This is a genomic window from Vibrio sp. B1FLJ16 (assembly GCF_905175385.1).
In the GTDB taxonomy this organism is placed as follows: domain Bacteria; phylum Pseudomonadota; class Gammaproteobacteria; order Enterobacterales; family Vibrionaceae; genus Vibrio.
In genome coordinates, this window is record NZ_HG992750.1 from 1,669,473 (window position 1) to 1,695,417 (window position 25,945).

The 25,945-nt window shown below is 45.9% G+C and carries 19 protein-coding genes; 7 read left to right on the top strand and 12 right to left on the bottom strand.

Annotation, left to right across the window (positions count from 1 at the left end; genetic code table 11):
- Nucleotides 1-220: 220 nt before the first annotated feature.
- From KHN79_RS21455 to KHN79_RS21470, 4 genes are all read right to left on the bottom strand, one after another.
- Nucleotides 221-1,189: an ABC transporter permease subunit gene (locus tag KHN79_RS21455; protein WP_211907293.1), complete on the bottom strand. Its 969-nt coding sequence runs from the start codon at nucleotides 1,187-1,189 to the stop codon at nucleotides 221-223.
- A complete protein-coding gene (locus tag KHN79_RS21460) occupies nucleotides 1,189-2,040 on the bottom strand; it encodes a taurine ABC transporter ATP-binding protein (protein WP_182010497.1) in 852 nt (283 codons plus the stop codon). The genes KHN79_RS21455 and KHN79_RS21460 overlap by 1 nt, the downstream gene beginning before the upstream one ends.
- Nucleotides 2,041-2,071: 31 nt before the next feature.
- Nucleotides 2,072-3,103 (bottom strand): taurine ABC transporter substrate-binding protein, encoded by a 1,032-nt coding sequence (gene tauA, locus KHN79_RS21465; protein ID WP_182010498.1) that lies wholly within the window; start codon nucleotides 3,101-3,103, stop codon nucleotides 2,072-2,074.
- A 214-nt stretch (nucleotides 3,104-3,317) separates the two neighbouring features.
- Nucleotides 3,318-4,748 (bottom strand): aminotransferase class III-fold pyridoxal phosphate-dependent enzyme, encoded by a 1,431-nt coding sequence (locus tag KHN79_RS21470; protein ID WP_182010499.1) that lies wholly within the window; start codon nucleotides 4,746-4,748, stop codon nucleotides 3,318-3,320.
- 234 nt (nucleotides 4,749-4,982) lie between these two features.
- Here KHN79_RS21470 and KHN79_RS21475 point away from each other — a divergent pair, with 234 nt between their 5' ends.
- The 6 genes from KHN79_RS21475 (at nucleotide 4,983) to KHN79_RS21500 (ending at nucleotide 13,111) form a co-directional block, all read left to right on the top strand.
- A complete protein-coding gene (locus tag KHN79_RS21475) occupies nucleotides 4,983-6,461 on the top strand; it encodes a PLP-dependent aminotransferase family protein (RefSeq protein WP_182010500.1) in 1,479 nt (492 codons plus the stop codon).
- Nucleotides 6,462-6,698: 237 nt separating this feature from the next.
- Nucleotides 6,699-7,424 (top strand): TSUP family transporter, encoded by a 726-nt coding sequence (locus KHN79_RS21480; RefSeq protein WP_182010501.1) that lies wholly within the window; start codon nucleotides 6,699-6,701, stop codon nucleotides 7,422-7,424.
- 50 nt (nucleotides 7,425-7,474) lie between these two features.
- Complete coding sequence (locus KHN79_RS21485; RefSeq protein WP_182010502.1) at nucleotides 7,475-8,236, top strand: SDR family NAD(P)-dependent oxidoreductase; 762 nt, start codon at nucleotides 7,475-7,477, stop codon at nucleotides 8,234-8,236.
- 578 nt (nucleotides 8,237-8,814) lie between these two features.
- Nucleotides 8,815-9,372, top strand: coding sequence for an alkyl hydroperoxide reductase subunit C (ahpC, locus tag KHN79_RS21490; protein ID WP_182010503.1), 558 nt, complete (start codon nucleotides 8,815-8,817; stop codon nucleotides 9,370-9,372).
- A gap of 175 nt (nucleotides 9,373-9,547) precedes the next feature.
- A complete protein-coding gene (ahpF, locus tag KHN79_RS21495) occupies nucleotides 9,548-11,116 on the top strand; it encodes an alkyl hydroperoxide reductase subunit F (RefSeq protein ID WP_182010504.1) in 1,569 nt (522 codons plus the stop codon).
- A 423-nt stretch (nucleotides 11,117-11,539) separates the two neighbouring features.
- The gene (locus tag KHN79_RS21500; protein WP_211907294.1) at nucleotides 11,540-13,111 is read left to right on the top strand and encodes an arylsulfatase; all 1,572 of its coding nucleotides are present in this window, start codon (nucleotides 11,540-11,542) and stop codon (nucleotides 13,109-13,111) included.
- A gap of 133 nt (nucleotides 13,112-13,244) precedes the next feature.
- On the opposite strand, the gene KHN79_RS21505 is transcribed toward KHN79_RS21500, so the two are convergent.
- Both KHN79_RS21505 and KHN79_RS21510 read right to left on the bottom strand, forming a co-directional pair.
- On the bottom strand, nucleotides 13,245-14,483 hold the full coding sequence (locus KHN79_RS21505) for a DEAD/DEAH box helicase (protein WP_182010505.1): 1,239 nt from the start codon (nucleotides 14,481-14,483) through the stop codon (nucleotides 13,245-13,247).
- A 254-nt stretch (nucleotides 14,484-14,737) separates the two neighbouring features.
- Nucleotides 14,738-15,739 carry an arginine deiminase-related protein gene (locus KHN79_RS21510; RefSeq protein ID WP_182010506.1) on the bottom strand — a complete coding sequence of 334 codons (1,002 nt, stop codon included), beginning with the start codon at nucleotides 15,737-15,739 and terminating at the stop codon, nucleotides 14,738-14,740.
- 1,032 nt (nucleotides 15,740-16,771) lie between these two features.
- Here KHN79_RS21510 and KHN79_RS21515 point away from each other — a divergent pair.
- Entirely contained in the window at nucleotides 16,772-17,479 is a 708-nt protein-coding gene (locus tag KHN79_RS21515; RefSeq protein WP_182010507.1) for a DUF445 domain-containing protein, read from the top strand.
- Between the two features lie 74 nt (nucleotides 17,480-17,553).
- Here the strand turns inward: KHN79_RS21515 and KHN79_RS21520 are convergent, their stop codons facing one another.
- From KHN79_RS21520 to KHN79_RS21545, 6 genes are all read right to left on the bottom strand, one after another.
- A complete protein-coding gene (locus KHN79_RS21520; RefSeq protein ID WP_182010508.1) occupies nucleotides 17,554-18,030 on the bottom strand; it encodes an Lrp/AsnC ligand binding domain-containing protein in 477 nt (158 codons plus the stop codon).
- Between the two features lie 466 nt (nucleotides 18,031-18,496).
- Nucleotides 18,497-18,745 carry a hypothetical protein gene (locus KHN79_RS21525; RefSeq protein ID WP_182010509.1) on the bottom strand — a complete coding sequence of 83 codons (249 nt, stop codon included), beginning with the start codon at nucleotides 18,743-18,745 and terminating at the stop codon, nucleotides 18,497-18,499.
- 537 nt (nucleotides 18,746-19,282) lie between these two features.
- The gene (gene putP, locus KHN79_RS21530; protein ID WP_182010510.1) at nucleotides 19,283-20,776 is read right to left on the bottom strand and encodes a sodium/proline symporter PutP; all 1,494 of its coding nucleotides are present in this window, start codon (nucleotides 20,774-20,776) and stop codon (nucleotides 19,283-19,285) included.
- 133 nt (nucleotides 20,777-20,909) lie between these two features.
- A complete protein-coding gene (locus KHN79_RS21535; RefSeq protein WP_182010511.1) occupies nucleotides 20,910-21,617 on the bottom strand; it encodes a 1-pyrroline-5-carboxylate dehydrogenase in 708 nt (235 codons plus the stop codon).
- A gap of 11 nt (nucleotides 21,618-21,628) precedes the next feature.
- The gene (putA, locus tag KHN79_RS21540) at nucleotides 21,629-24,760 is read right to left on the bottom strand and encodes a bifunctional proline dehydrogenase/L-glutamate gamma-semialdehyde dehydrogenase PutA (protein ID WP_182010512.1); all 3,132 of its coding nucleotides are present in this window, start codon (nucleotides 24,758-24,760) and stop codon (nucleotides 21,629-21,631) included.
- Nucleotides 24,761-25,131: 371 nt separating this feature from the next.
- Nucleotides 25,132-25,944, bottom strand: coding sequence for an AraC family transcriptional regulator (locus tag KHN79_RS21545; protein ID WP_182010513.1), 813 nt, complete (start codon nucleotides 25,942-25,944; stop codon nucleotides 25,132-25,134).
- Nucleotide 25,945: the final 1 nt, after the last annotated feature.

Below are 25,945 nucleotides of genomic sequence, written 5' to 3' on the forward strand. Positions count from 1 at the left end.
CGAGCCTTGGCGAGACTAGGAATCTAAAATCAGCGCGCTTAAAAGACAGTGAAATATCTTTGACTGCAGAGTACTCGGGCAGAAGATCCTGAATCACGCTCCTTCGTCGCTGTTCAGGATGACAAGACTCTGTAACATGCCAGCGGCTGTTAAGCGATCGGCATGAAAAAGGCCAGCAGTGAATGCTGGCCTCTAAAAACACATTGTCAATGAGTGACGTTTAGTACCCTTTCCAAGGCACCAGCTTTTTCTCCAGATAACGCATGAACAAATCAAACGCATAGGCAATCACACCGATAATAATGATACCGGCGATCACAACATCGGTAACCAAGAATTCTGCGGCGTTCAGCACCATAAAGCCGATCCCCGCTTCAGCGGCGACCATTTCACTTGCCACCAGCGTTGTCCAGCCAAAGCCGATACCGATACGCAGACCGGTCAGGATTTCCGGCATCGCACTCTTAATGATGACGTGATAAAGCACTTGAGCTTTAGTAGCACCCATTGAATACGCTGCCTGAATCTGCTCACTGCGTGCTGAGTTCACTCCCGCCCGGGCGCTCAGTGCTATTGGCGCAAACATCGCCAGGTAAATCAGCGTCACTTTACTGGTCTCATCAATACCCAGCCAGATGATCACTAACGGCAGGTACGCAAGAGGAGGCAACGGACGGTAGAACTCAATCATAGGGTCGAAAATACCGCGAATCCAGACATTAGAACCGATAAGAATACCGATTGGCACAGCGGTAACAACAGCAAGGAAAAAGGCACCAAACACACGACCGAGACTGGCCGCCAGGTGATCCGTCAGTGATACGCCTGAGAATCCGTTAACCACCAAATCACCAAATCGCTCTATCACCGCACTGGGAGCCGGTAAGAATAGTGGTTTGACCCAGCCCATCTCAGTGACTAACGCCCACAATGCGATAAAGAATACACTCGCGATGACAGAAACAATACGCGAATCACCCTGCCCAGGCTCACCATAATAATTACCTGGTACCAGCGTTTTCTTCTTAATCGCATTGACCAGTGCATAAAACGGAGGCGTTTTGTGAATCACACTGTCCTGTTTGCTTTTTTCAACAGGTGCTTCTGTTGTCTGCTCTCTCTGTACGCATTCTTGTTTCATCTCCGGCTCCGCCGTCGCTGTTTCTTTCAAAATAGCTGCCTGGTTCATTACGCCACCTCCGGCACTTCATCCTGGTGAATGATGGAAAGGATCTTTTCACGCATCTCGATAAAATCGGGCATGGATTTCACTGCTCGCGCATCCCGGCACTCAAGAAAACGCTTATTGAAATCCAAATCAAAGCTATGAGTAATGCGTCCCGGTCTTGGTGACATCACAATAAGGCGTGATGCCATAAATAATGCCTCTTCGACACTGTGAGTGATGAAGAACATCATTTTGTTAGTGGTCTGCCACGCATCAAGCAGCAGCTCTTGTAAGGTCTCACGGGTTAACGCATCAAGCGCACCTAATGGCTCATCGAGCAAAAGAATACTTGGGTCATTGGTTAAAGCCCGGGCAATACCCACACGCTGCTGCATACCACCAGAAAGCTGATACACCTTGTGATGGTGGAAACCCTCCAGACCAACCAATTCAAGATACTTAGCCGCACGTTCCAGGCGCTCTTCTTTGCTAACGCCTCTTAGTTTTAAACCAAAGGCTGTATTTTCGATTACATTCAGCCAAGGAAATAACGCATGCTTTTGAAACACCACGCCCCGGTCAGCGCTTGGGCCATTTATCTGGTCACCAATATCACGTCCCATGACAACGCGGGGTAAGCCTTCCACCGATGAGTCGCCCAGAGTCAGATACCCTTCTGTCGGAGTGATAAACCCAGCCATCAGATTCAACAGTGTCGTTTTGCCACAGCCAGAAGCCCCGAGTGCAACCACCAGATCGCCCTGCTCTATCTCTAGATTCACACCCGATAGTGCCAGAACAGGCTCTCCACCCTGACGATCTTCATACACGACAGATACGTCTTCTATTTTCAGTGTTTTCTCTGCAGACATACGCTACTTCCTTGTTTTGCAATGATTGTGATTATTGAGCTTTTGCAGCCTGAGCGTAGCTTGGGTTAACAAATACGCTGTAATCCGGCATCAGTGCTGATATCTTCTTCTCTTTCAACAAGAAAGCAGATGTTGCTTCGAGCGCTTTCGTCGCACCGCCTTCTTTACCACAGCCCAGCCACTGACAAGAAAGCTGAGTATCCACGTCCAGGAACTCGTACAGGCTCATTGCGTCAACCACACCTTCTGGCTCGCCGCCAGACAGCTTCGCAACAGAGATTGCGATCGGGTCATTCGCGCTGAAGGTTTCTTTCCCTGCACGGTACTGCTCATCAACGTTAGCCACAACCGAGATAAACTTGGTAACAAACTCACCGTTTTCAGCCGCAAACTGCTTGTTCGCAATCATGCCGTCGAAAGTTGGTTTTCCCCACGCGCTAAGCTGCTTAGAGCTGATAAGCACGCTGCCGTCCTGCTTGATTTTGCCTAAAGCCGGATCCCAGATGAAAGCACCATCAATATCACCGCGCTGCCAAGCAGCCATAATCGCGTTTGGTTGCATGTTGATTAGCTTGACGTCTTTCTCGCTCAGACCAAATTGTTCAAGAGCAAACAGCATGTGAAAGTGGGTAGTAGAAACAAATGGGACTGCGATGCGTTTGCCTTTCAGATCAGCAGGAGAGCTGATGCCGCTGCCTTTTTTCACCACCAACGCTTCTGCATCTGCGATGTTTTCCATTACCCAGACCAACTCCATCTCAACGCCGTTACTTGCCGCGCTGGCAATCGGGCTTGAACCAGCAACGGTCATATCAACAGCACCTGCCGCCATAGCTGTGATCGCTTTCGCGCCCGAATCAAACTTGCGCCATTTGATGTCGTAACCTGTTTCTTTTTCAATTAACTTCTGGTCGATGGCATACTTCATCGGGTTAAACATTCCCTGGTACCCGATGGTCACTTCTTTCGCTGCCCAGGTATTCAGTGAGCAAAGCAAAGTGCCGATTAATACCGTTTTCGTCGCCAATTTGGTTTTCAATGATTTATTCATCAGTGTCTTCATGTCCACTTCCTTATGTGCTGTATGACATCTTCACATTACGGACTGAGGTTGTAGTTAGGTAGTACCAGAGTATTTCTTTATTGGTCCAGTTACGCACCAATACAGTGCGCTAAGTTAGTGCATTTAGTGTCATGCAAATAAAACGAAAAAGCGCCTTGGCAATCCACTGACGGGATCCCCAAGGCGCTTATATAATTATGGTTTTAAGCAGACGTTAAAGCACGGGCTCTGCGACTTTTTCGGCAATAACAGCCTCTATCACATTCGCAATTTCATCCGCCTGCTCCATCGTAAGTGTCAATGGCGGGCTCAGACACAGTGTGTTATTAAACCGTTCAAACGATCGGTTGGTACGACCGATGAGTACGCCCCGCTTCATGCATTTAGCCACAATGTCAGCAGCGACCGCTTCTTTGACCGGCTCTTTACTCACTTTGTCTTCCACCAGCTCAATACCGAGGAAAAGCCCCTTGCCTCGGACATCACCAACCATTTCATATTTCGGTTTCAGCAGCTGAAGTTTCGCCATCAAATAATCACCAACCTGTGCGGTATTCTCGATCAGGTTCTCTTCTTCAATGATTTTTAAGTTCTCCAGTGCCGCAGCCGGACCGATTGTACAGCCCCCAAAAGTACTGATGTCTCGGAAATACCCATACTTATCAGACGGATCATCCTTGAACTGCTGGAACACTTCTTCCGTTGTTACCGTGCAAGAGATAGCGGCGTACGCTGAGGCAACCCCTTTCGCCATCGTAACGATATCCGGCCTGATGCCGTAATGCTGGTAACCGAACCATTTACCGGTGCGACCCACGCCACACACGACTTCATCTACGTGGATCAGAATGTCGTACTTTGTACAGATGCGCTGGATCTCTTCGTAATACCCTTCCGGTGGTGTGATCACTCCACCACCTGCGGTGATCGGTTCTACGACAATCGCGCCGACCGTTTCAGGCCCTTCACGTAAAATTACCTCTTCCAGTTGCTGCGCGGCTTTGACGCCGTAGCTCTCAGTGCTATCGTCTCCAAGGGAAGTAAACTGACTGCGGTACTCACAACAGTGAGGGAACTCGACAAAGCCCGGTGTAAACGGACCGTACTGTTTTCTGCGCTCTTCTTGCCCGGTAGAGCTCAGGCAAGTAATGGTCGTGCCGTGATAATCGCGCTCGCGGTAAAGGATCTTATGTTTTCTTCCGCCATATTTTTTATGCGCAATCTGGCGCACGATTTTGTAAGCTTTCTCATTCGCCTCTGAACCAGAGTTAGAGAAATACACACGGCTCATGCCCGGCATTTTTTCAATCAGTTTGCTCGCAAACTCAGCCATCACCGGAGATCCCGCGGAACCTGCAAAATAGTTCAACTGCAGTGCCTGATTTTTTATCACCTCAGCAATTCGCTCACGGCCATAACCAACATTGACACACCAGACGCCACCCGAACTCGCATCTAAATAACGGTTGCCTTTGATATCCCAGACATACTCGCCTTTACCATGCGACATGATAAGCGGTGACTGGTTTTCAAACAGCGCGTGTTGGGTTAAGTGATGCCAGACATGCGCTTTATCCCACGCTTCTACCTGTTCAACATCATGCTGGGCTGGCTGCTGTGCCAAATGTGATTGTCCGTAATCCATAAACACTCTCCTTCGATTTGCTTCCACCTTAGACAAACACCTTGTCTGGCAGATAGATCCAGTTGCAGCTTTTTATGGTGACAAACCGAATTTGATACGGCTGGCAAATGACAAATTAAAAGTTGGTATGTTTGATGCTTACATTCTCTTAACAAGACACGATTTCGTTAACAAATGCTATTTCGTTAATACGCAGTTTCTTTAAAAAATAGCGACAACGTCAAAGGCTGGGTTATGAAAAGTGAATATCTGATGCACATACAGTTCTCCCCAGAGAGAAGCTTGCAGGAACAGATAAGGGAGCACTTACTTGACGCAATGCGTAAAGGCGTCTTTGAAGATAAGGCTCTGCCGTCCTGCCGTAAGCTGGCATCAATGCTACGGGTATCCCGCAATACCGTTGTGCTTGTGTATGACAAGCTGGTTGATGAGGGCTATTTAATGGCTCAGGAACGCAGCGGTTACTATCCGAATACTGAGGCATTAAACGAAGGTTTAAGTTTAAGCAGCCCTTCAGTAACATCACGTAACGACGCCATTCTTGGTGCAAAGCCTGCCCATTTCTGGACCAACCGGATCAAGAAAGACCTGCGCAGTCAGCGCAATATATCCAAAGCGAAAAACTGGCAAGATTACCCGTACCCTTTTCTGTTCGGCCAACCGGATCACTCACTGTTCCCTCTCAACCACTGGCGTGAATGCTGCCGGTTATCGCAGCGTGCAGGTGTGGTGAAAGACTGGATATCAGACTCTATCGACAGCGACGACCCAGCACTGATTAAGCAATTACAAAACAACGTGCTGACAAAACGCGGCATACAAGCCCATCACGAAGAAATTCTGGTGTCCATCGGCACACAGAATTCCCTTTATCTGCTCGCAGAGCTACTGGCAAATGAGGACACATCCATCGGCGTTGAAGAGCCTGGCTACCCGGATGTGCGTAATATCTTTGCCTCACGCGGCGCAAATATTGTTCCTATTGGCATAGACTGCCAGGGTATCGAAATTAACGACAAGCTGAAGAAATGTGATTATGTCTACGTGACGCCAAGCCATCAAGTGCCAACCAATGTCACCATGTCGATGCAGAGACGTCAGGCATTGCTGGATGCAGCAGAAAAATATGACTTTGTGATCATAGAGGATGACTACGAAAGTGAAGTCAATGTACTGAGTCAGGCGAGCCCGTCACTTAAAAGTCTGGATAAACATGGTCGGGTTATTTACATCGGCAGCTTATCCAAGTCTTTGTCTCCGGGACTCAGATTAGGTTATATGGTGGCTGAGCGACCTCTGATTCAGGCAACACGTTCGCTCAGGCGTCTGATGTACCGCCATCCACCAGCCAACAACCAACGCACCTGTGCCTTGTTTATTTCTCTCGGGCATTACGATACCTATCTGCGCAAGCTGAAGAACTGCTATCAGGAACGCTGGACAGAAATGCGTACGTCGATAGAAAAGCACCTGCCGCAATGTGTCACCACAGAAACCATGGGAGGCAGTTCATTCTGGCTGAAATTACCCAAACATATCGACTGTGAAGTGTTTGCGAAAAAAGCGCAGGATGTTGGCGTGCTGGTAGAACCAGGAACCATTCACTTTGCCCGTTTCCACATTGATAGCCGGAGGTACATAAGGCTGGGTTTCTCCGCGATCGATAAAGACAAAATAGACGCAGGGATTAAAAAGCTCGCTTCGCTGTTATAAACCAGCCATTAGAGAGCGGTTTACAGCAAGATAAACCATACATCACAAACATAAATTTTGGCGTTATTTTTATTATTTTTCATGTCCTTATCTGCACCCATAAATAACCCCAACTGGTACTAAAGAAACCAGTCTGGCCCAGGTAAAGTAACTTACAGCGTTAACCTTTATTAATAAGAACGTGATTAATAAAAAAGTGGTTAATGAGAAAGTGGTTAATGAGAAAGGAAGTACGACGTGTCAGAATTTATCATCATTTCTACATTAGTTGTCGCAGGGTTTATAAGAGGCTATACCGGTTTCGGATTCTCAGCCTTGGTCATCCTTGTACTTTCTTCGATGTATCCCGTAACGGACATGGTACCTGCAGTGCTGCTGTTAGATCTGCTAGTTTGCTTGCCTCTGGTCTCTTCTGCATGGAACAAAACCGATTTTAAAGCGCTGAGCCCCCTGCTTTGGGCGACCGGACTTGGCGTACCGTTTGGCTATCTTTTATTGCTCAACCTGCCGGATCATCTGCTCAAGGTTATCGTACCTGGGGCCATACTCGCACTGGCCGCACTCAGTCACAGCAAAAATGCCCTGTCATTACGGCTATCACGATCACCTGTGTTGTGCGGGTTTATGTCAGGCTGGACAACCAGCGCAGTATCCGCCGGAGGAGCACCCGCTGTGATATACATGCGCTACAGCAATATGCCAATTGAGGCGCAGCGCAACAGCCTGATCAGCTATTTCTTTCTCACCACCTGTTTTGTTGTCGGGAGCAGTTACGTAATAACCAAGCAGTGGCACTTTATGCCGGATCACCCACTAGGTTATGCGCTGATTGCGATGACAGCATTAATGGCGGGGAAACTGGCTTTCAAATACAAGAACGTAAAAATAATTCATCAAGGGGCATTCTATCTGATGTTAACCCTATCAGCCCTGACTCTACTTCGAGCGGTTTGGATGCTCTGACGAGACCCTCTAAATAATTACGGATGCTAAAACGAATAAGGACATTGACTATGAATTTACCTACTGTGTTTATCACCGGTGCAACATCAGGCTTCGGCCAGGCAGCAGCCCGGTGTTTTGGTCACGAAGGTTACCAATTAGTACTGACAGGCCGACGCAAGGAGCGATTGGATGCGCTCGCAGATGAGCTGTCTCAGGCGTGTGATGTCCATGTTGCGGCTCTGGATGTACGGGATGCTGAAGATGTAAAAACGGTAATTGAACAGTTACCGGAGCAATTTAAGAACATCGAAATTTTAATTAACAATGCCGGTCTGGCATTAGGAGCAAGCCCTGCTCACCAGGCTTCCTTAGACGACTGGCATACCATGATCGACACTAATGTCACCGGCCTTGTTAACGTCACCCATGCGTTGCTGCCAATACTCCTAGAACAGCCTAAAGCGACAATTATTAACTTGGCGAGCATCGCTTCTAACTGGTGTTACCCGGGCGCGCACGTCTACGGAGCGAGTAAAGCGTTTGTTGCCCAGTTTTCACGTAACTTGCGATCAGACTTCGCAGGTACGGGACTTCGTGTCACCAGTTTAGAGCCGGGCTTGTCGGAAAGTGAATTCAGTTTAGTGCGCTTCAACGGTGATCAGGATAAGTACAACCAAATTTACGATGGCACTAATCCTCTTCAGCCGGAGGATATTGCTGACATCATGCTTTGGGTTGCGGAGCAGCCAAGCCACATCAACATTAACAGTTTAGAAGTGATGCCTACCAGTCAGGCGTGGGATAACTTCAAAGTAGTTAAACGCGCTTAAGGCCTTATTAAAGAAACGTACTAGCGAGCGAAGAAACAATACAAGCAAAGCAGCCACAAGGAGTTTTGCTTTTCTCACCGCCTAAGAGTGCTTTTCAAAGCTCCACTCTAAACGCTAAAGGGAAGCCGAAGCGCAAGCCCTTTCCCCGTCAACCAGACCAAAACAGAAAACCCGTTAAATCACTCACTAAAACGGGTTTTCAAACTGTAATGCGCAAAAAACATCAGAACCGGATGACCAAGCGACTTTAAATCGTTTGCGCAACCAGCTATTAAACACGGTCACACGCATTAACATTAAATTAACATCATAATAACAAACAATAAACTTACAGTACCTGAGTTGCGATGAATAAATGCAGACCCATCGATACTCACCGGTGAGTGCAAAGCAAAACTCTATGAATAGTCGGTACAAAATCGGCGTAATAGGCTTTGTCTATTTAGGAAAATAGGAATCAGCTATCAATAAGATAGCCAAAAGCAATTTTATTTAATCTTAGTCCGGTGCCAATATACTTACCGAAAGCAAGAAAAGATTTGCTAACCCGATAAAATAACCGAAAGGAAAGTAAAGTAATGATCAATACTAAAATCAAACCATTTACAGCTACAGCGTTTAAAGAAGGCGAATTCGTACAAGTTACAGAACAAGACGTTCTAGGTAAGTGGGCAGTATTCTTCTTCTACCCAGCTGACTTTACATTCGTTTGTCCGACTGAACTAGGTGACCTAGCTGACCACTACGCAGAACTACAAAGCCGTGGCGTAGAAGTTTACTCAGTATCAACTGACACTCACTTCACTCACAAAGCATGGCACGACAGCTCTGAAACTATCGGCAAGATCAACTACTACATGCTTGGCGACCAAACTGGCAACATCACAAACAACTTCGGTGTGATGCGTGAAGGTCAAGGTCTTGCAGACCGTGCTACTTTCCTAGTTGACCCAGAAGGTACTATCCAAGCTATGGAAATCACTGCAGAAGGCATCGGCCGTGACGCAGAAGACCTACTACGTAAAGTGAAAGCTGCTCAGTACGTTGCTGCTCACCCAGGTGAAGTATGTCCAGCTAAATGGAAAGAAGGCGAAGAAACTCTAGCTCCTTCTCTAGACCTAGTAGGCAAAATCTAATTCTAGATTAGTCAGCCTAGGCTCAGCCTAAGAAACTGGTTCAGTCTAAGAACCAGACCTAATTTGAGAACACTCCGGGTTAGATACCTTGACGACCTTCTGCCCGGTTTGTTCTCTCCTCATTGTTTTTATCCAGAGTAACCACTCTTCTGTCTATTTAAAGGTAATAACGACTATGTTAGACCAAGCGATTCAACAACAACTTAAACAATATCTGGCTAATGTAAAAGAAGACGTCCGTCTAGTGGTTAGCCTAGATGAAAGCAAAGCGGCCAACGATATTCTGTCTCTGGCGAATCAAATCGCAGAAATGAGCGACCTTATTACTGTTGTTCGTGATGACGCGGCTAGCGATCGTAAGCCAGTAATGGCGGTAACAAACCCGACGAAAGGCACATCGCTTCGCTTTGCAGGCCTGCCTATGGGTCACGAATTTACATCTTTAGTCCTTGCACTTCTTCACTCCGGTGGTCATCCAATCAAGCTTGAGCCAGAAGTGATTGAGCAAATCGCTGCACTTGATAAAGATCTGGATGTAGAAATCTTTATTTCTCTATCTTGTCAAAACTGTCCTGATGTTGTTCAGGCATTCAACATGATGGCTGCTATCAACCCGAAAGTGAAAGCGACAATGATCGATGGTGCTTTGTTCCAGGACGAAGTTAAGCAGCGCGATATCATGGCTGTACCAAGCGTATTTGTTAACGGTGAGCTATTCGGCCAAGGCCGTATGTCACTGACTGAAATTCTTAATAAAGTAGACGACGGTGCAAGCGAAAAAGCAGCTAAAGCACTGGATGAAAAAGAAGCATACGACGTACTTGTTGTAGGCGGTGGCCCTGGTGGTAGTGCAGCAGCGCTTTACGCGGCTCGTAAAGGTATCCGTACTGGTGTTGTCGCTAAGCGTTTTGGTGGTCAGGTTATGGACACCATGGCTATCGAAAACTTTATCTCAGTAAAACGTACTGAAGGTCCTAAGCTGGCAGCCGATCTTGGTGAGCACTTAAAAGAGTACGACGTTGACGTAGTAACTGAACAAGTCGCTAAGAAAATTATGGGTGCTGCGCATACTGAAGATGGCCTTATCCATGTTCAGTTAGAAAGTGGTGCAACACTTAAGAGCCAGAGCGTTATCCTAAGCCCAGGTGCGCGCTGGCGTGAAATGAACGTACCAGGCGAGCAAGAGTACCGAAACAAAGGTGTTGCATACTGCCCACACTGTGACGGTCCGCTGTTCAAAGGTAAGAAAACTGCCGTTATTGGTGGCGGTAACTCAGGTATCGAAGCGGCTATTGACCTTGCCGGTATCGTGGAGCATGTAACGGTTCTTGAATTCGCTGACGTACTACGTGCTGACCAAGTACTTATCAACAAAGCGAACTCACTGCCAAACGTTGAAATCATTACAATGGCACAAACCACTGAAGTTGTTGGTGATGGCAAGCGTGTGACTAGCCTGAAATACAAAGACCGCAACACAGATGAGATCAAAGAGATTGAACTGTCAGGTATCTTCGTCCAAATCGGTCTAGTTCCTAATACTGAGTGGCTGAAAGACTCTGATGTAAACTTGTCTCCACGTGGTGAAATTGAAGTAGGCAGCCATGGCGAAACCAGCATGGAAGGTGTATTTGCAGCAGGTGACGCAACAACAGTACCTTACAAACAGATCATCATCGCGATGGGTGAAGGTGCAAAAGCAAGTTTAGGCGCATTTGACTACCTGATTCGTAAACAAGGTTAATCTCCGAATCTCCCGTGACAAAAAACGCACCGCGTTGATTTCTCGGCTATTAAAATAGCCTGCCAGATGAAAATCTCAGAGAAGAAACTCTTCTGGCAGTAAATCTTATCGGGGCGCGGTGATAAATTTCCCGGGAGTATACCTAAGTAACCTCAATTACTCGGGTATTACAAAAAGAAAGAAGCCCAAAGATTTTGCCAGCAGCCCTCTATCTGCTGGCTTTTTTTATTTGAAGAAAAGTAAGTAACAGCTACGACTATTGACCACTTTTTTGTATCGACAGTAACTCAGCCTTAAAAAGAACCGGCTGATAAACATCTACAGATCCCAACCACTACATAAAAAAATCTATTCAAACTCAAACCGAATAAAATCATTGCACTATACTCTCGTAGACAGCAAGTAGCATATGGAAACGAGTCTATGAAAATTAAGTCAATTGCAGCAATGATAGGAGCAGCTTTACCTGTAACGGCTCTGGCCGCTGAAAAGCCAAATATTGTGGTAATTTTCGGCGATGATATTGGTTGGCAGAATGTCAGTGCTTATGGCTTGGCGACGATGGGGTATAAAACACCTAACATCGACAGCATTGCGAAAGAAGGCATCATGTTTACCGACCACTATGCTCAGCCTAGCTCTACCGCGGGCCGTGCAGCATTTATTACTGGGCAATACCCGATTCGTTCGGGCATGACTACAGTCCAAATGCCAGGCGGTACGTTAGGGCTAAAAAAAGGCTCGCCTTCCCTAGCTGAGGTGTTAAAAGAAGCAGGCTATGCGACTGGACAGTTTGGTAAAAACCACCTGGGCGACCAAAACTTTTCCTTACCAACTGTCCATGGTTTTGATGAGTTCTTCGGCAATTTGTATCACTTGAACACCCAAGAAGAACACGAACAGAGAGACTTCCAGAATTTTGCTAAAGCATATTCCGGCTCAGTAGAAGAGTATGAGAAAAAATTTGGTACTCGTGGCGTATTACATTGCTTCGCTACGGAAACCGAAGACAAAACGGTTGAGCCTAGGTTTGGGGCTGTTGGTAAACAAAAATGTACTGACACCGGTCCTCTGGGTCAGGAGCGTATGAAGAACTTTGACCGTGAGGAAATGCTGCCAGCGGCAGTCAACTTTATCGACAAATCCATCAAAGACAACAAGCCATTCTTTACCTGGATTAACACCAGCCGCATGCACTTGTACACACGCTTAGATGAAAAATGGCGCTACGCTGCAGAGCACCTTACTAGTGAATATGACCTCTACGGCAGCGGTATGATGCAACACGATGATGACATTGGTTATTTACTCGAAGAGCTCAATAAAAGAGGCTTGACCGAGAACACCATCATCGTCTACTCAACAGATAACGGTCCTGAACACTCTTCCTGGCCTCATGGTGGTACTACACCATTCCGTGGTGAAAAGATGACAACCTATGAAGGCGGGGTCAGAGTACCAACTATGGTCAAATGGCCAGGCGTTATTCCTGCAGGGCAAGTACTGAATGGTATTCAAGGGCATCAGGATCTCTTTACTACTCTAGCCTCTGCTGCGGGGGTTAAAGATGTTAACGAGAAGATGATTAAAGAGAAAAAACAGTTTATCGATGGTGTTGATAACTTAGCGTACTGGAAAGGTGAATCAGATAAATCTGCGCGTAACTCTATTTTTTACTACTTTGAGAGTCAGCTGTCAGCCGTTCGCCTTGGCCCGTGGAAGTTCCACTTCGCCATTGCTGAGAACTACTATGACAACCTCTTACCATTAGCTAAGCCTAAACTGTATAACCTACGCGCGGACCCGTTGGAAAGTTACGACTCGGTAGATGCGAACGGACATTTAGTGCAAAAAATGTCGTGGTTGCTGGCTCCGGTAAGTGAAATGATGCAAGAACATGTTAAAAGCCTTGTGGATTACCCCCCAACGCAAGGAGGAACGACGTTTGACATGACAAAAATGATAGAAGACGCGATGAGCTCTACGCAGCGTTAGCGCTCATTGGATTTTCCTTTGCAAAGGAAAATCGACTGAAAAGGCGAATGATATGTTCGCCTTTTTTATTATTATCCGTCTGATCGAACGCCGCCTAGAAACTGGCGATGCCGTTAAGAGCGTGGCTTTTTGTTTACTTCGCACTCGAAGCTTGGCGTTTAGGTTTGCCTTGGAACTGCTTAATGCTCTTCTTAGCATTAGTTCGGCGGTTGGCTTTTTTATCGCGAGGCGCGCGTTTGCTCTCACCTGTCGAAGGTTTGTCCGTCACAGGAAAACCTGCCAGATCTTGCACTGGTAATGCACGTTGAGTGAGGTTGCGAATCGCGCTCAGTGCGTCCATTTCACCATGGCATACCAGCGACATCGCCACACCTTGCTCGCCCGCGCGAGCTGTACGCCCTACTCGGTGAACGTAAGTTTCTGCATGCATTGGCAGTTCAAAGTTGATCACTACAGGCAATTGCTCAATATGAATGCCGCGCGCTAGTAGATCGGTGGCAATCAGCACCTGTGTTTGCCCGGATTTAAACTGAGCCAGTGCTACTTCTCGCTCATTTTGACTCTTATTGCCATGAAGCGCATTGGTCGAAATACCCGCTTTGATTAACTTTTTCGCTAAGCCATCGGCGTTCTCTTTCGCACCGATAAAGACCAACACCTGCGTCCAAGCATTTTGTTGGATAAGTTCAATCAACGCCTTGGTTTTACTGCCTTTGTTGACGAGGTACAGCGTTTCAGCAATATCTTGGTTGGTGCTGTTTTCTTGATGCGCTGCCACCTGTTTCGGTGCGCGCATCAACTGCTTAGCTTTTTCCTTCAACTCTTCAGAGAACGTCGCTGAGAACATCGCGGTTTGGCACTGGTTCGAGGTTTGCATCGCGATGTTCTGTACATCTGGCCAAAAGCCCATGTCTAGCAAACGGTCGCCTTCATCCAATACTAGGTAATGAATATTACTCAAATCCAAGCCGTTGTTTCCTAGGTCAACCAAACGACCTGTCGTCGCGACAAGGACATGAGGATCGTTCGCTAACGCTTGCTGTTGTTTCTCTTTATCAACGCCGCCACACAAACACACTGCGTTGAGTTCAAGAGCTTGACCAACTTGGCTAATCGCTTCACTCACTTGCATTGCCAGCTCACGCGTTGGCACAAGAATTAGCGCTTTTTGCTGAGAATTTACATTGAGTTTTTCTAACAAAGGCAAAGCATAAGCAAGCGTTTTTCCGCTGCCTGTATTCGCCAATGCCAACACGTCTTTGCCGGCTAACAGTTCAGGAATCGCTAACGCTTGAATATCGGTCGGCTTCTTGAAGTCTTTTGGCAGTGCGTGAATCAGCTCGGAACTCAATGAAAGAGTAGAAAATGGCATTAGCTAAACCTTGTACTTTTGGGTGAAGAGGCAATAAAAACAATGAAGATGCGGTAAAACGCAGGCGCGGACTTTACCACAATCTGTTAGGTGAACCATCCTATTTTAGGCGCTTAAACCAAGCGTCGCCTATACAAATCGTCAGAAAACAAAAAAGCCGTTAGTCTGTACTGCCACAGAGCTAACGGCTAAAAAACCATGAAGAGAACGCTTCGTCAGCACTTCACTGCGGCTGACAAAAAATGTGTAGTTTGTTAAAGCACAGCTTTGCGACTCGGTAAGAACACTTCGCCCAACATACAGCGAACCGAGCCACCACCAATAGATTCAATGGTAGTCACATCAAAAGGTAATAACTTACCGTGCGTCGCCAACTGGTTTCTTTGCGCTGGTGAGAATGCATCGTAGGACGATTGAGACATCGCAATCACCTTGTCACCATTCACGGTTTCCAGTTGAAGAATATTGCCGCAGAACTGGTTCATCTGTTCAATCGAAATTGAAATCACTTGTTTATCTTTTGCCAGTGATTTCATGACGAAGCGACGCTCAAACTCAGGGATCACTTCATCACAGATAACGCAGAACTGCTCACCAATCGCCATCATTACGTTGGTATGATAAATCGGCGACCCAGATGGTAAACGAGTCTGGAAAGAGATCACATGGTCGTAACCAATACGGTTTGCATAATCTTCCAGAACTAAGCGGTCACAACGCTGTGACAGTGCCGCGTAAACCGTCTTATTAAAGTGATCAAAAATCATCACACCAGTACTTTCCAGATACGCTTGTTCGCTTACGTATTCCGTTAAACTGTCTTGCTGGTGTACTTCGCGGCCGGCTTTAGCTAATGCAGCTACTAAGGCGTCTGGGCGAACTTCATTCTGGCGGTTTTCACAAGCCATCGGGAATGTATATAACGTTCCGTCACACGTCGTACTGAACCAGTTGTTCGGGAACACTGCATCTGGTGTTGCAACGTCAGACAACGGGTAGTCAAACTCCACCACCTGAACGCCTTCCTGACGCAAAGTCGCTACCATCGAAGCAAATTCAGCCATGGTTTTTTTCGATACGTCTTCTTGACTGAGCGACACCTGATTTTGAAACTCATTGTCTTTCGCAGTTTCTTCGTTAAAACGAAACTCTTTAGGTGGCACCATCACTACGCAGTTTGCGGTATGGCGCAGAGCACTTTGTGTGCTTTCTTCGTTCCCATTAGCAAATTGGGGTACTGATTCGTGTAATAGCATCCGATACATTCCTTATCACTAGAATGAGGAGATTGTAAATACATTGTTAACCAAGATTTTACTGTTTTCACGATTATTTCATCCCCTCAAAAGGAACTTTTACTGCCAAATAGTAAATATACAGTAATAACTCTCCCCACCTTATCGGCTTGAAATTTTATGTGAAGCCGATTATGAATCCAAAAAATCCGTGTTATGTCTTCAAATTATAGTCAATTTTACTGAGTTAGCTTTAACAAATAGACAGTTCATCATTTATCGGGCTTTAACCTCCTTAAATTGCCTTTATATAAATCTCAATAAAAAACCCAAAAACGTGAATATAAATTCAGCAATTTCACAAAGTATATGCGGATAATTTCAGCGAGATGCACTCGCTTCCTTCTGAGTACTAAAGTCAGGTTATAACCTGATGCCCAGTAGACTGGCTGAGCTCTTAGTAGCTCTAATCCAGAGAAAGACGGAAGAATACGAATCAATTCTCATATGTGGGACAGTTATATGGGATAAAGATCACGCTTACTCTGTTAGTATCGCACCTCGTTGCGTATCTAACATTGACAGATCCATTGGCTTAATTCATTTATCCAGTCACTTCTTGATAAGCAACTATACTTAACAAACAGTTGTTCTAGGGTCTTAAAAGCCCAATAGCTGTAACTGGAGCCGAGTATCTAAAACTAGCAATAAGGTGGTTAGCTTATGTGTAGTAAATGTGGTTCAATGCAGATCGTACAAGTTAAACCGAGTTGGACTGATAAGCTATTTGGCTTCTCAGAGAAGTGGAAATGCCAACTTTGTAGTAAGATCTTCCGCATCTAAAAAATAAAAAATACTCTTAGTTTTCTAAGAAAAAGCAGTGACCCGACACTAACTAGTCGGGTTTTATTTTGCCTTCTCCCCACCAACTCCTCAGACCAAGCCCCTCGCCCGTAGAGAAGTCGTTCTCGCTGAACCTAGTATATTGAGGTTATTTAGGTATAAAATCAGCCCCACTAAATTCACTGTTAAAGTCATACATTACTGATCATTATGAACAAAAGTTTGTTAACGAATGTCCTCGCTGTGGTATTGATGGGCGCTGGCCATCATCTTGACAACGACTATCTTTGGTTTGCAGGTTTATTCGCATTTTCTGGTGCTATTACCAACTGGCTTGCCATCCATATGCTGTTTGAAAAGGTGCCTGGACTGTACGGCTCTGGTGTCATTCCGGCTCGATTTGAAGAATTTAAACTGGCAATCAAAAATCTAATGATGGAGCAGTTTTTTACTGCCGCGAATATTGACCGCTTTTTGAATAAAGAGATGACAAGTGGCGGTAGCATCAACCTCCAGCCTGTGATCGATAAAGTTGACTTCAATCCTGCTTTTGATTCTTTAGTTGAGGTAATCGAAGGATCTCAGTTTGGAGGCATGCTGGCGATGTTTGGCGGTGCAGAAGCACTCCAACCGATGAAGCAACCTTTTGTTGAGAAGATGCAGCAATCTTTAGTTGAACTCAGCCAAAGCGACTCAGTGAAAGAAGCACTGAAAGAGCAATTTGAGTCACCAGCCATGATGGATGAAATCAAACAAAATATCGAAGGCATCATTGATCAACGCCTTAGCGAACTCACACCAGCACTGGTCAAAGAAATGGTCCAAAAAATGATCAAAGAGCACTTAGGCTGGCTAGTAGTCTGGGGCGGTGTATTTGGTGGCTTGATTGGGGTTCTGACCACATTAATCAGTGGCTAATAGACTGGTATTCTGAACAATTCTAAAAAGGAGCAGCTTGCTCCTTTTTTGATCTCTATAGCATGGATGTGTCTCTAGCCGAGCAATTCGGGATTCACGCCAAATCCGGTTTTATGCTCTTCAATCACCACTTCACTGCGCGTCTGAATCACACCTGGTAGCGTACCAAGTTTACTCGACATAAATTCCTGATAGGCTTTCATACTTTTGACACGGACTTTAATCATGGTATCGAAATCCCCGGAAAGTGAATAACACTCTTCAATTTCCGGCATTAAAGCCACCGCTTTAGCAAACTTCTCAAAAATCGAGAAGCTGGTTTGATCAAGACGGATATGAATGAACACCTGAACGTCCAGACCTAATTTTTCTGCATTGAGTTCGGCGTGATAACCATTGATATAACCTTCCTTCTCTAACCTTTTAACCCGGTCAGAACAAGGAGAAGTGGTCAAGTTTATCAGCTTTGCAAGTTCAACAACTGGAATGCGCCCTCGCGCATGAAGCACTCTCAAAATATGTAAGTCAATTCTGTCCAATTGATAACTCATTAACCTGTCCTAGTTACAACTTATGGGGCTTAACAGTAATCGCTCAAACTGGATTTGCAAACCGGCAAATGAACAAAGTATGAAATCTGCTTTGTTTTCGTATTGGCTCAGCACAAAAAGCGGACACTACAACTATGTCAACCGGTGCCAACAACGTAAATTAAGAAAGAGAATGACAGAGAATGGACTGACTTAAACGCGCAGACAAAAGAAGTTAGCCAGACGTAATCAACAGGAAAGTCTGTAAAGCGAGATACAGGTAATTTAGAGATGAATTGCTAGTGGTGCTAATCAAGAAAAAATTGAACACAGTAGAAACGTATTCATTGTCCTTAAAAGATGAAAAATACAACGCCATTACTGAGGGACAGTATTGCTATAAGGAATAAACTTTAAGCAAATCTAGCTGGTCCATGAGCCATTATTTCACGTTCTGAACGGCCCTCAGTATCAGCATCAGTCAACATTACACCATTGCTGATGTTTGTCTTGTCGGGTGCGCTATGACTTCGCCAATAGCACGATGATTGCAACAACGGCAGTAATACTGTGGCTCCATTTCATAATAGTGCTGACCCGAAACAAACTTCACCATCAGTTGGGTAAAGATCAGTACTTTCCCTGAAAAAGTTTCGTCTGGTTGCGCATCACAACGTCTCATGATCACTTTGTGTTGAGTCGATTTTCTGCAAGCTGCGCAGTATATTTGTGGCATTTCATGGTCTCCTGTCTATCTTTGCGGTTATTGTCATTGACATATTTTGTTCAAAATAATTCCATGTTAAAAAACACAGTTGCCTATTTTGCGTACTATCTTCAAAAATTAGGCTCTATGCGTTAAAAAACTGGGGTATGGATCAGACATCAATTTATGTTCCACTTCTATAAGAACAATCGTCAATCAGTGTAAGAATACGGCGTAAGACAAATAAGCCTTTGTTAGGAAGGACTATTTCATCATTAAAGACATACATTAACTGTCACTGAATTGTTAGTTTTTAGTGTTTTAAATGAACAAATTACAGAGTTTTTCAGATATTTAGCCCGTACTGCCTGTTCAATAGAATCGAGCCTACATGACATGCATGCCTTACAAGTAAACAAAGTAAAGAAGCGGTCTCGATAAAATCGAAACTCCCCTAATACTGAGTAAAACGGATACGTACTGATACTAGTAGTTAAATGGAAGGGTCAGATAAAAATAAAGCCCGCTTTAAAAGCGGGCTTCAGTCATTTTAGTTATCGAGATTTATTAGTCTAAACTAACTAACTTTTGCTTGTATGACTTGTGTTGCTCCAGTACGTCGTGCGCAGCACCGCCAGTCATCTTACTTACAACAACGATAGCGAGTGTTGAGAAGATGATTCCCGGAACAATCTCGTAAACATCAAACCAACCGCCTGACAGCTGTTTCCATACAACGATTGTGATACCACCGATAAGGATACCCGCTAATGCGCCGTTACGGTTCATACCGCTCCAGTAAAGGCTAAGAACAACCGCTGGACCAAATGCCGCACCGAAACCAGCCCACGCGTAAGAAACCAGGCCTAATACTGAGCTGTCTGGCGTCATCGCAAGGAATAGCGCGAGTAGAGAAATTACGATTACACCGATACGGCCAATCATTACGATCTCTTCTGAAGACGCGCTTGGCTTAAATACCTGCTTGTAGAAGTCTTCTGCTAATGCTGAAGAAGAAACAAGAAGCTGAGAGTCCGCTGTACTCATTACCGCAGCCAGAATCGCTGCCAGTAGGATACCTGCGATCACTGGGTGGAATACAGTGTTCACTAGTAGCATGAAGATCTTCTCACCATCTTCCAGTTGCGTACCCGGATGACCGGTTACCCATACCAGACCAACAAGACCTACCAGCATTGCACCTGCCATAGACAGCGCAGTCCAACTAACAGCAATACGACGAGCAGTCGTTAGATCTTTGTTTGAGCGAGAAGCTTTAAAACGAGCCAGAATGTGCGGCTGACCGAAGTAGCCCAGACCCCAAGCAGCTAGTGAGATAATCGCGATAGCGGATAGTGGCTCGCCTTTCACGTCATTCCAAAGCGTTAGCAGTTCTGGGTTAATGCTGTGCATGTCTGAAGAAAGCTGGCCAAAACCACCTTCCATTACCGCGACAGGAACAATCATCAGAGCTGCTGCCATCAGTAATCCTTGTACTAAGTCAGTCCAGGATACCGCAAGGAAGCCACCAAACAACGTGTAAGAAACCACACACACTGTACCAATGATTACTGCGTACGTGTAATCAAGGCCGAATACTGTTTCAAACAGTTTGCCCCCTGCTACCAAGCCCGAGCTGGTGTAGAAAAGGAAGAAAAGAAGAATGAAAAACGCAGAGATAGTCTGAATCAGTTTTGAAGTATCGTTAAATCGACGTGACAGGAACTCTGGCAACGTTAGTGCATCTGTCTGGATGCTGTAAGTACGCAGGCGTTTTGCACTGATTAACCAGTTCGCCCATGTACCAATAAGCAGACCACCAGCCAGCCAAAGTGCCTCCATACCCGCAGCGTACGCGTAACCCGGCAGACCAAGCAGCAACCAGCCACTCATATCTGACGCACCTGCCGATAACGCAGCAGGCCACGGACCTAAGCTACGGCCGCCCAGGAAGTAGTCAGATGAGTTGGAAGTCCGTTTATACGCGATAACGCCAATGGCAACCATAATTAATAAATACGCCACAAATGTGGACGTGATAGCAAAGCTATTTTCTATCATTTGATAGTCCTCGTTATAATAATTTCCTTCCTTGTCTCCTTTAACATTTTGCTGTCTCAGCAATGCGTTAAAGCAAGAGACACCAATCTGGATAAGCCCTCTGGCTTAATCCAGACTGATATCACAAGTCAGGTTAGTGAGCCTCGTTCCCCAACTCCAGAAGAGTTGCGTTACCACCCACCGCAGTAATATTTATCGTTCGAGTACGTTCAGTTATAAAACGTAACGACAGATGAGGATCATGAGCCAGTTTTGGTGACTCTAAATCCGTTTCAGAGACTAGGCCGACGATGGCACCATCGCGCTTAGCCAGTTGAAGATTGAGCGCATGCTCAACCTGAGAATGCCCAACATAACCCACACTACGTACATCGCTATCAAGTAACTGAGCTGACGCATCGTACGCAACAACCTGGACTAAGTTAGATGGGAAGTTAGTTGACGACACAGCTTGCGTAACCAGCTGGTTAAGCTCTGCATTGTCGCTACAAATCACAACGCTGTTACCTGCAATTAAGGCACAGGTGATCATTGCAAAAGTACTGTATAACGCATTTGCGGAGTTTTCAGTGTTGTTCTCACAAACCACCAAAGCAACACCGCGACCGGCAGCATACAGCTCGTTAGTCTCACCCGTAGGCCCTACTAACTGATGAGTTTCTGCAAGAAGTGTGGACGCCTGTTGCAGATGGTAAGAAACCACTTTAGCAACGACGGCGTTTTGTCCTTCAAGTGCAGATTTAAATGCCAGAACGTGCTCGCATTTGTAATCAAAATCGGTCAGATTCCACTGTTCCCACGCAGAAAATGCATCTTTAAAATATGTGATCTGATGAACCATAATGCGACTCCTTATGCGTTTTCTGCTTGAGCAAGAAGTTGTTGAGTAAAGCGGTACAGGTAGTGCGGACCACCAGCCTTCGGACCGGTACCAGACAGACCCTGACCACCAAATGGCTGAACGCCCACTACAGCACCAACTTGATCTCGGTTGATGTAGCAGTTACCTACACGTGCGTGTTTTTCAATCCAGCGGTAAGTGGTTTCATTACGGCTGTGGATACCCATAGTCAGACCAAAACCAGTTTGGTTGATCTGCTCAACAACGTTTGGCAGTTCAGACGCTTTAAAGCGAACGATGTGAAGAATCGGACCAAATTGCTCTTCTTTAAGCACGTCAATACCAGAGATTTCGAACGCACTTGGTGATACAAAATCGCCGTTCTGACACGCTTCATCCAGCTGCAACTCAGCAACTTTAGTTTGTGTCTTATTCATGTGCTCTAGGTGAGCCAGAAGTTTTTGCTTCGCATTTTGGTCGATAACAGGACCAACATCCGTTTTATGCAGGTATGGCAAACCGACATGCAGCTCTTTCATCGCACCCTTGATAAGTGTGATAATGCGATCTGCGACATCTTCCTGCACGAACAACACCCGCAGCGCAGAACAACGTTGACCAGCAGAAGCAAACGCAGAGCGGATAACATCACGTACTACCTGCTCTGGTAGTGCCGTACTGTCGACGATCATCGCGTTTTGGCCGCCAGTTTCAGCGATAAACGGTACTGGCTTAGCAGAACGCTCTGCCAGTGTCACATTGATACGCTGCGCCGTTGCCGTAGAACCAGTAAATGCCACACCAGCGATTGCATCGTGAGAAGTCAGTGCATGACCAATTTCACTACCGCGACCAGGAAGCAGCTGGATGACGCCGGCAGGGAAGCCAGCTTGTAGCATAAGTTCAATCGCACGAGCAGCAATTAAGCTGGTTTGCTCTGCCGGTTTCGCAACTACAGTGTTACCTGCAACCAGTGCCGCCGTTACCTGACCAAGGAAAATTGCCAGAGGGAAGTTCCAAGGGCTGATACATACAAACGCACCCAGACCTTCACGGCTCGAAATGCGTTTCACACCATCAAAACCTTCCAGTTCAAATGGTTGCAAGTTCTGCGCTTGTTTTGCGTAGTAACGACAGAAATCTACCGCTTCACGAACTTCATCAATGCTGTCGTGAATCGTCTTACCCGCTTCTTGGTGACAGATAGCCACCAGCTCCGCCAGGTTCTGCTCCATTAAGTCAGCAAGTGCTTCTAAGCACTTCGCTTTCTGCTCAATCGCGGTACCTTTCCATTCAGGGAAAGCACTTTGCGCGGCTTGAATTGCTGCGGAAACATGATCAAGAGTAGCGAAAGCAACTTTACCAACTTCAATACGACGATCGTAAGGCGCTGTAACGATCTCGGCTGCGTTCTCCTTGATCATGCTTTCGGCAAATGACTCGCCGTTGATCACAGGACCCGCAGTCCATTGATTTGTCAGGAAGCTTTCAACCTGGCTCTCAAATGGTTTTGCTTCACTGTCGATATCAATGTTAACGCCGTAAGAGTTTTTACGCTCTGGGAAAATACCCGTTGGCAATGGAATCTTGTCGTTGTGCAAAGTATCAAAAGCAGTCAGCACATCCACTGGGTGGTGCGTTAGCTCATAGATAGGGCAACGAGCATCAACCAGACGGTGTACAAACGAACTATTCGCGCCGTTTTCAAGCAGACGACGAACCAGGTATGGGAGCAGATCCGCATGGCTACCAACCGGCGCGTAGATACGCACTGGCTGACCGTATTTGGTCATCACGTGGTTGTACAGTGAATCGCCCATGCCGTGCAGGCGTTGGAACTCGTAATCTTTGTGCTGTGCCATAACAGCAATCGCCGTCACAGTGTGCGCATTGTGACTTGCGAATTGAGGGAAGATATTGCCACGAACGCTTTCACTCAACAGGAATCGAGCACAAGCTAGGTAAGCAACATCTGTCGCTTCTTTGCGGGTATATACAGGGTAGTTTTCGTATCCTGCTTGCTGAGACCATTTGATTTCACTATCCCAGTAAGCCCCTTTAACCAGACGCAGTGGGATAAGATCGCCTTGCTCTTTTGCCAGGGCATTCAACCACACAAGCACTGGCAACGCGCGTTTCGAATAGGCTTGTACTACAAGACCAAATTTACCCCAGCCTTTAACCATATCGCTGCGGTAAATCTTTTCGAACAGCTTAAGAGACAGTTCAAGACGGTCAGCCTCTTCCGCATCAACAGTGATGGCAACGTCGACTTCAATCGCACGTTTTAGCAGTTGCATCAGCGTGTCATAAAGCTCAGTCATCACACGCTCTTCATTCGCCACTTCGTAACGAGGGTGCAATGCCGATAACTTAATCGAGACAGAAGGAGCTGGGCTGGTCTCGCTACCGTAAGTCTCTCGACCTACAGCTTCGATCGCCATCAGATAATCTTTGAAGTATTTGTTTGCATCCGCCGTAGTCAGCGCTGCTTCACCTAGCATGTCAAATGAGTAAGTAAAGCCTTTGTCGCGCATTGGACGACCATTTTTTTGCGCTTCTTCAATCGTGCGGCCACGAACAAACTGGTGACCCATGATCTTCATCGCCTGATACATGGCTTTACGGATCACTGGTTCAGAGAATTTGTTTACCAGACGGTTAACAGCCTGACTCGGGCTCTGGGTGCCTTTTTCGCCAAGACCAATCACTTTACCCGTTAGCATCAAACCCCATGTTGAGGCATTCACGAATACAGAATCAGAGTTCTTCAGGTGAGATTTCCAGTCCGCAACACTCAGCTTATCTTTGATCAAGGCATCAGCTGTTGCTGAATCAGGGATACGCATCAGTGCTTCAGCAAGACACATCAGCAGGATACCTTCTTGCGTATCTAAGCTGTATTCCAGCAGCAGTGCATCAATCATCTGAATTGACTTCTTATCGGAGCGGATAGCTTCAATAAGTTGGGTCGTTTGGATAGTGATCGCCGATTTTTCTTCCTCTGTCGGCGTCGCTAGCGGCAACAGTTGCTCTAGCCATTGAGACTCGTCCACCATATACAATGGCGAGATCAGTGACCACAACTTATCAAGCGGCTGCTCGACAAATTCCGGTGTCAACACGTTCGTAGCTGTAAACATGTGTGTTCCTCAATCTCACTCCTCGAAACCGCTTCGAGGATCATCAATGGCTGGGAGTGTATTTTGAGGCCGACAAGAATACTTGTCAAAAACTACGGTATTTTTGCTAAAAACTCGCTTTTATAACAAAACATCCACACAATCACACTCAAATAGGCAATATTTTGTGTTGTAAGTTTTAAATATTCCAGTTTAATCACAACAAAACATCATTGATATCAATAATTTTGTAGACATATTTACGTTTTTAATACGATACGAAAGAACATATTGTACGACTGGGACGGTTTAAAGCAGAAACGGCAGGGATGCCCTTAACAGAAACAAAAAGACCATGCTTTAGCATGGCCTTAAATAAGAAGCTCCCAACTCTATCCAACTTGTTTTTTATATTGGGAAGGAGATAAGCCCTGGAGACGAGTAAAGGTGTGAGTAAAAGTGCTTTGATTAGAGAAGCCAGTAAACTCTGCAATCTGTCCAAGGGATAGCTGTCCTTGTTTAATAAGCTCTCGCGCCATATCGATACGTTTACCTAACACGTACTGATGAGGTGTAATCCCCATTTGATCTTTGAACAAACAGTGAAACTGGCTTTCACCCAGAAACACACGGCCAGCGAGTTGAGCCACACTGATCTTATGGCTCAGGTGCTGCTCGATATAACGATCTATCGCTTCCAGATCAAAACGTGATTCTTTGCGGGTGGTTTCAAAGGCAGAAATATGTCGCTGCATCAAAGCAATGACCGTATCATTACACGCACGGCTTAGCAGAAGATCATCAGGATGGCTGCGCATCTCCTGAACGAGCATCTGAATCAGCTTCTGGATCTGACTATCTAGTTTGAAATAAAGATGTGAACGTTCTAGGTTATTGATTTTATCCAACATCGCAGGATCGTCATTGGTCGGCTTTGGCATGTTGAGTACCAAAATATCCGACTGATTTATCACGCCTCCGAAAGCATGATCAGAGCAAGCAGTAACCACACATCCCTGCCCCGGACCAACTAAATTTCCCTGACCACGCACTTCAAATTCAGCTTGCCCTTTCAGCCCAATAACAATCTGAGTGTAAGAGTGATCGTGACATTCCATATAAGACGGAAGTGTGATCAACTCGGCAGGACGAGGCTGCACACATTCTTTATCTAACGGGGCTTTCGGGTTATCTGAATCACTCATT

Coding starts and splice junctions, on each gene's coding strand:
- KHN79_RS21455 (WP_211907293.1), bottom strand. CDS start 1,189: ATGAACCAGGCAGCTATTTTGAAAGAAACAGCGACGGCGGAGCCGGAG.
- KHN79_RS21460 (WP_182010497.1), bottom strand. CDS start 2,040: ATGTCTGCAGAGAAAACACTGAAAATAGAAGACGTATCTGTCGTGTAT.
- tauA (WP_182010498.1), bottom strand. CDS start 3,103: ATGAAGACACTGATGAATAAATCATTGAAAACCAAATTGGCGACGAAA.
- KHN79_RS21470 (WP_182010499.1), bottom strand. CDS start 4,748: ATGGATTACGGACAATCACATTTGGCACAGCAGCCAGCCCAGCATGAT.
- KHN79_RS21475 (WP_182010500.1), top strand. CDS start 4,983: ATGAAAAGTGAATATCTGATGCACATACAGTTCTCCCCAGAGAGAAGC.
- KHN79_RS21485 (WP_182010502.1), top strand. CDS start 7,475: ATGAATTTACCTACTGTGTTTATCACCGGTGCAACATCAGGCTTCGGC.
- ahpC (WP_182010503.1), top strand. CDS start 8,815: ATGATCAATACTAAAATCAAACCATTTACAGCTACAGCGTTTAAAGAA.
- ahpF (WP_182010504.1), top strand. CDS start 9,548: ATGTTAGACCAAGCGATTCAACAACAACTTAAACAATATCTGGCTAAT.
- KHN79_RS21500 (WP_211907294.1), top strand. CDS start 11,540: ATGAAAATTAAGTCAATTGCAGCAATGATAGGAGCAGCTTTACCTGTA.
- KHN79_RS21505 (WP_182010505.1), bottom strand. CDS start 14,483: ATGCCATTTTCTACTCTTTCATTGAGTTCCGAGCTGATTCACGCACTG.
- KHN79_RS21510 (WP_182010506.1), bottom strand. CDS start 15,739: ATGCTATTACACGAATCAGTACCCCAATTTGCTAATGGGAACGAAGAA.
- KHN79_RS21515 (WP_182010507.1), top strand. CDS start 16,772: ATGAACAAAAGTTTGTTAACGAATGTCCTCGCTGTGGTATTGATGGGC.
- KHN79_RS21520 (WP_182010508.1), bottom strand. CDS start 18,030: ATGAGTTATCAATTGGACAGAATTGACTTACATATTTTGAGAGTGCTT.
- KHN79_RS21525 (WP_182010509.1), bottom strand. CDS start 18,745: ATGCCACAAATATACTGCGCAGCTTGCAGAAAATCGACTCAACACAAA.
- putP (WP_182010510.1), bottom strand. CDS start 20,776: ATGATAGAAAATAGCTTTGCTATCACGTCCACATTTGTGGCGTATTTA.
- KHN79_RS21535 (WP_182010511.1), bottom strand. CDS start 21,617: ATGGTTCATCAGATCACATATTTTAAAGATGCATTTTCTGCGTGGGAA.
- putA (WP_182010512.1), bottom strand. CDS start 24,760: ATGTTTACAGCTACGAACGTGTTGACACCGGAATTTGTCGAGCAGCCG.
- KHN79_RS21545 (WP_182010513.1), bottom strand. CDS start 25,944: ATGAGTGATTCAGATAACCCGAAAGCCCCGTTAGATAAAGAATGTGTG.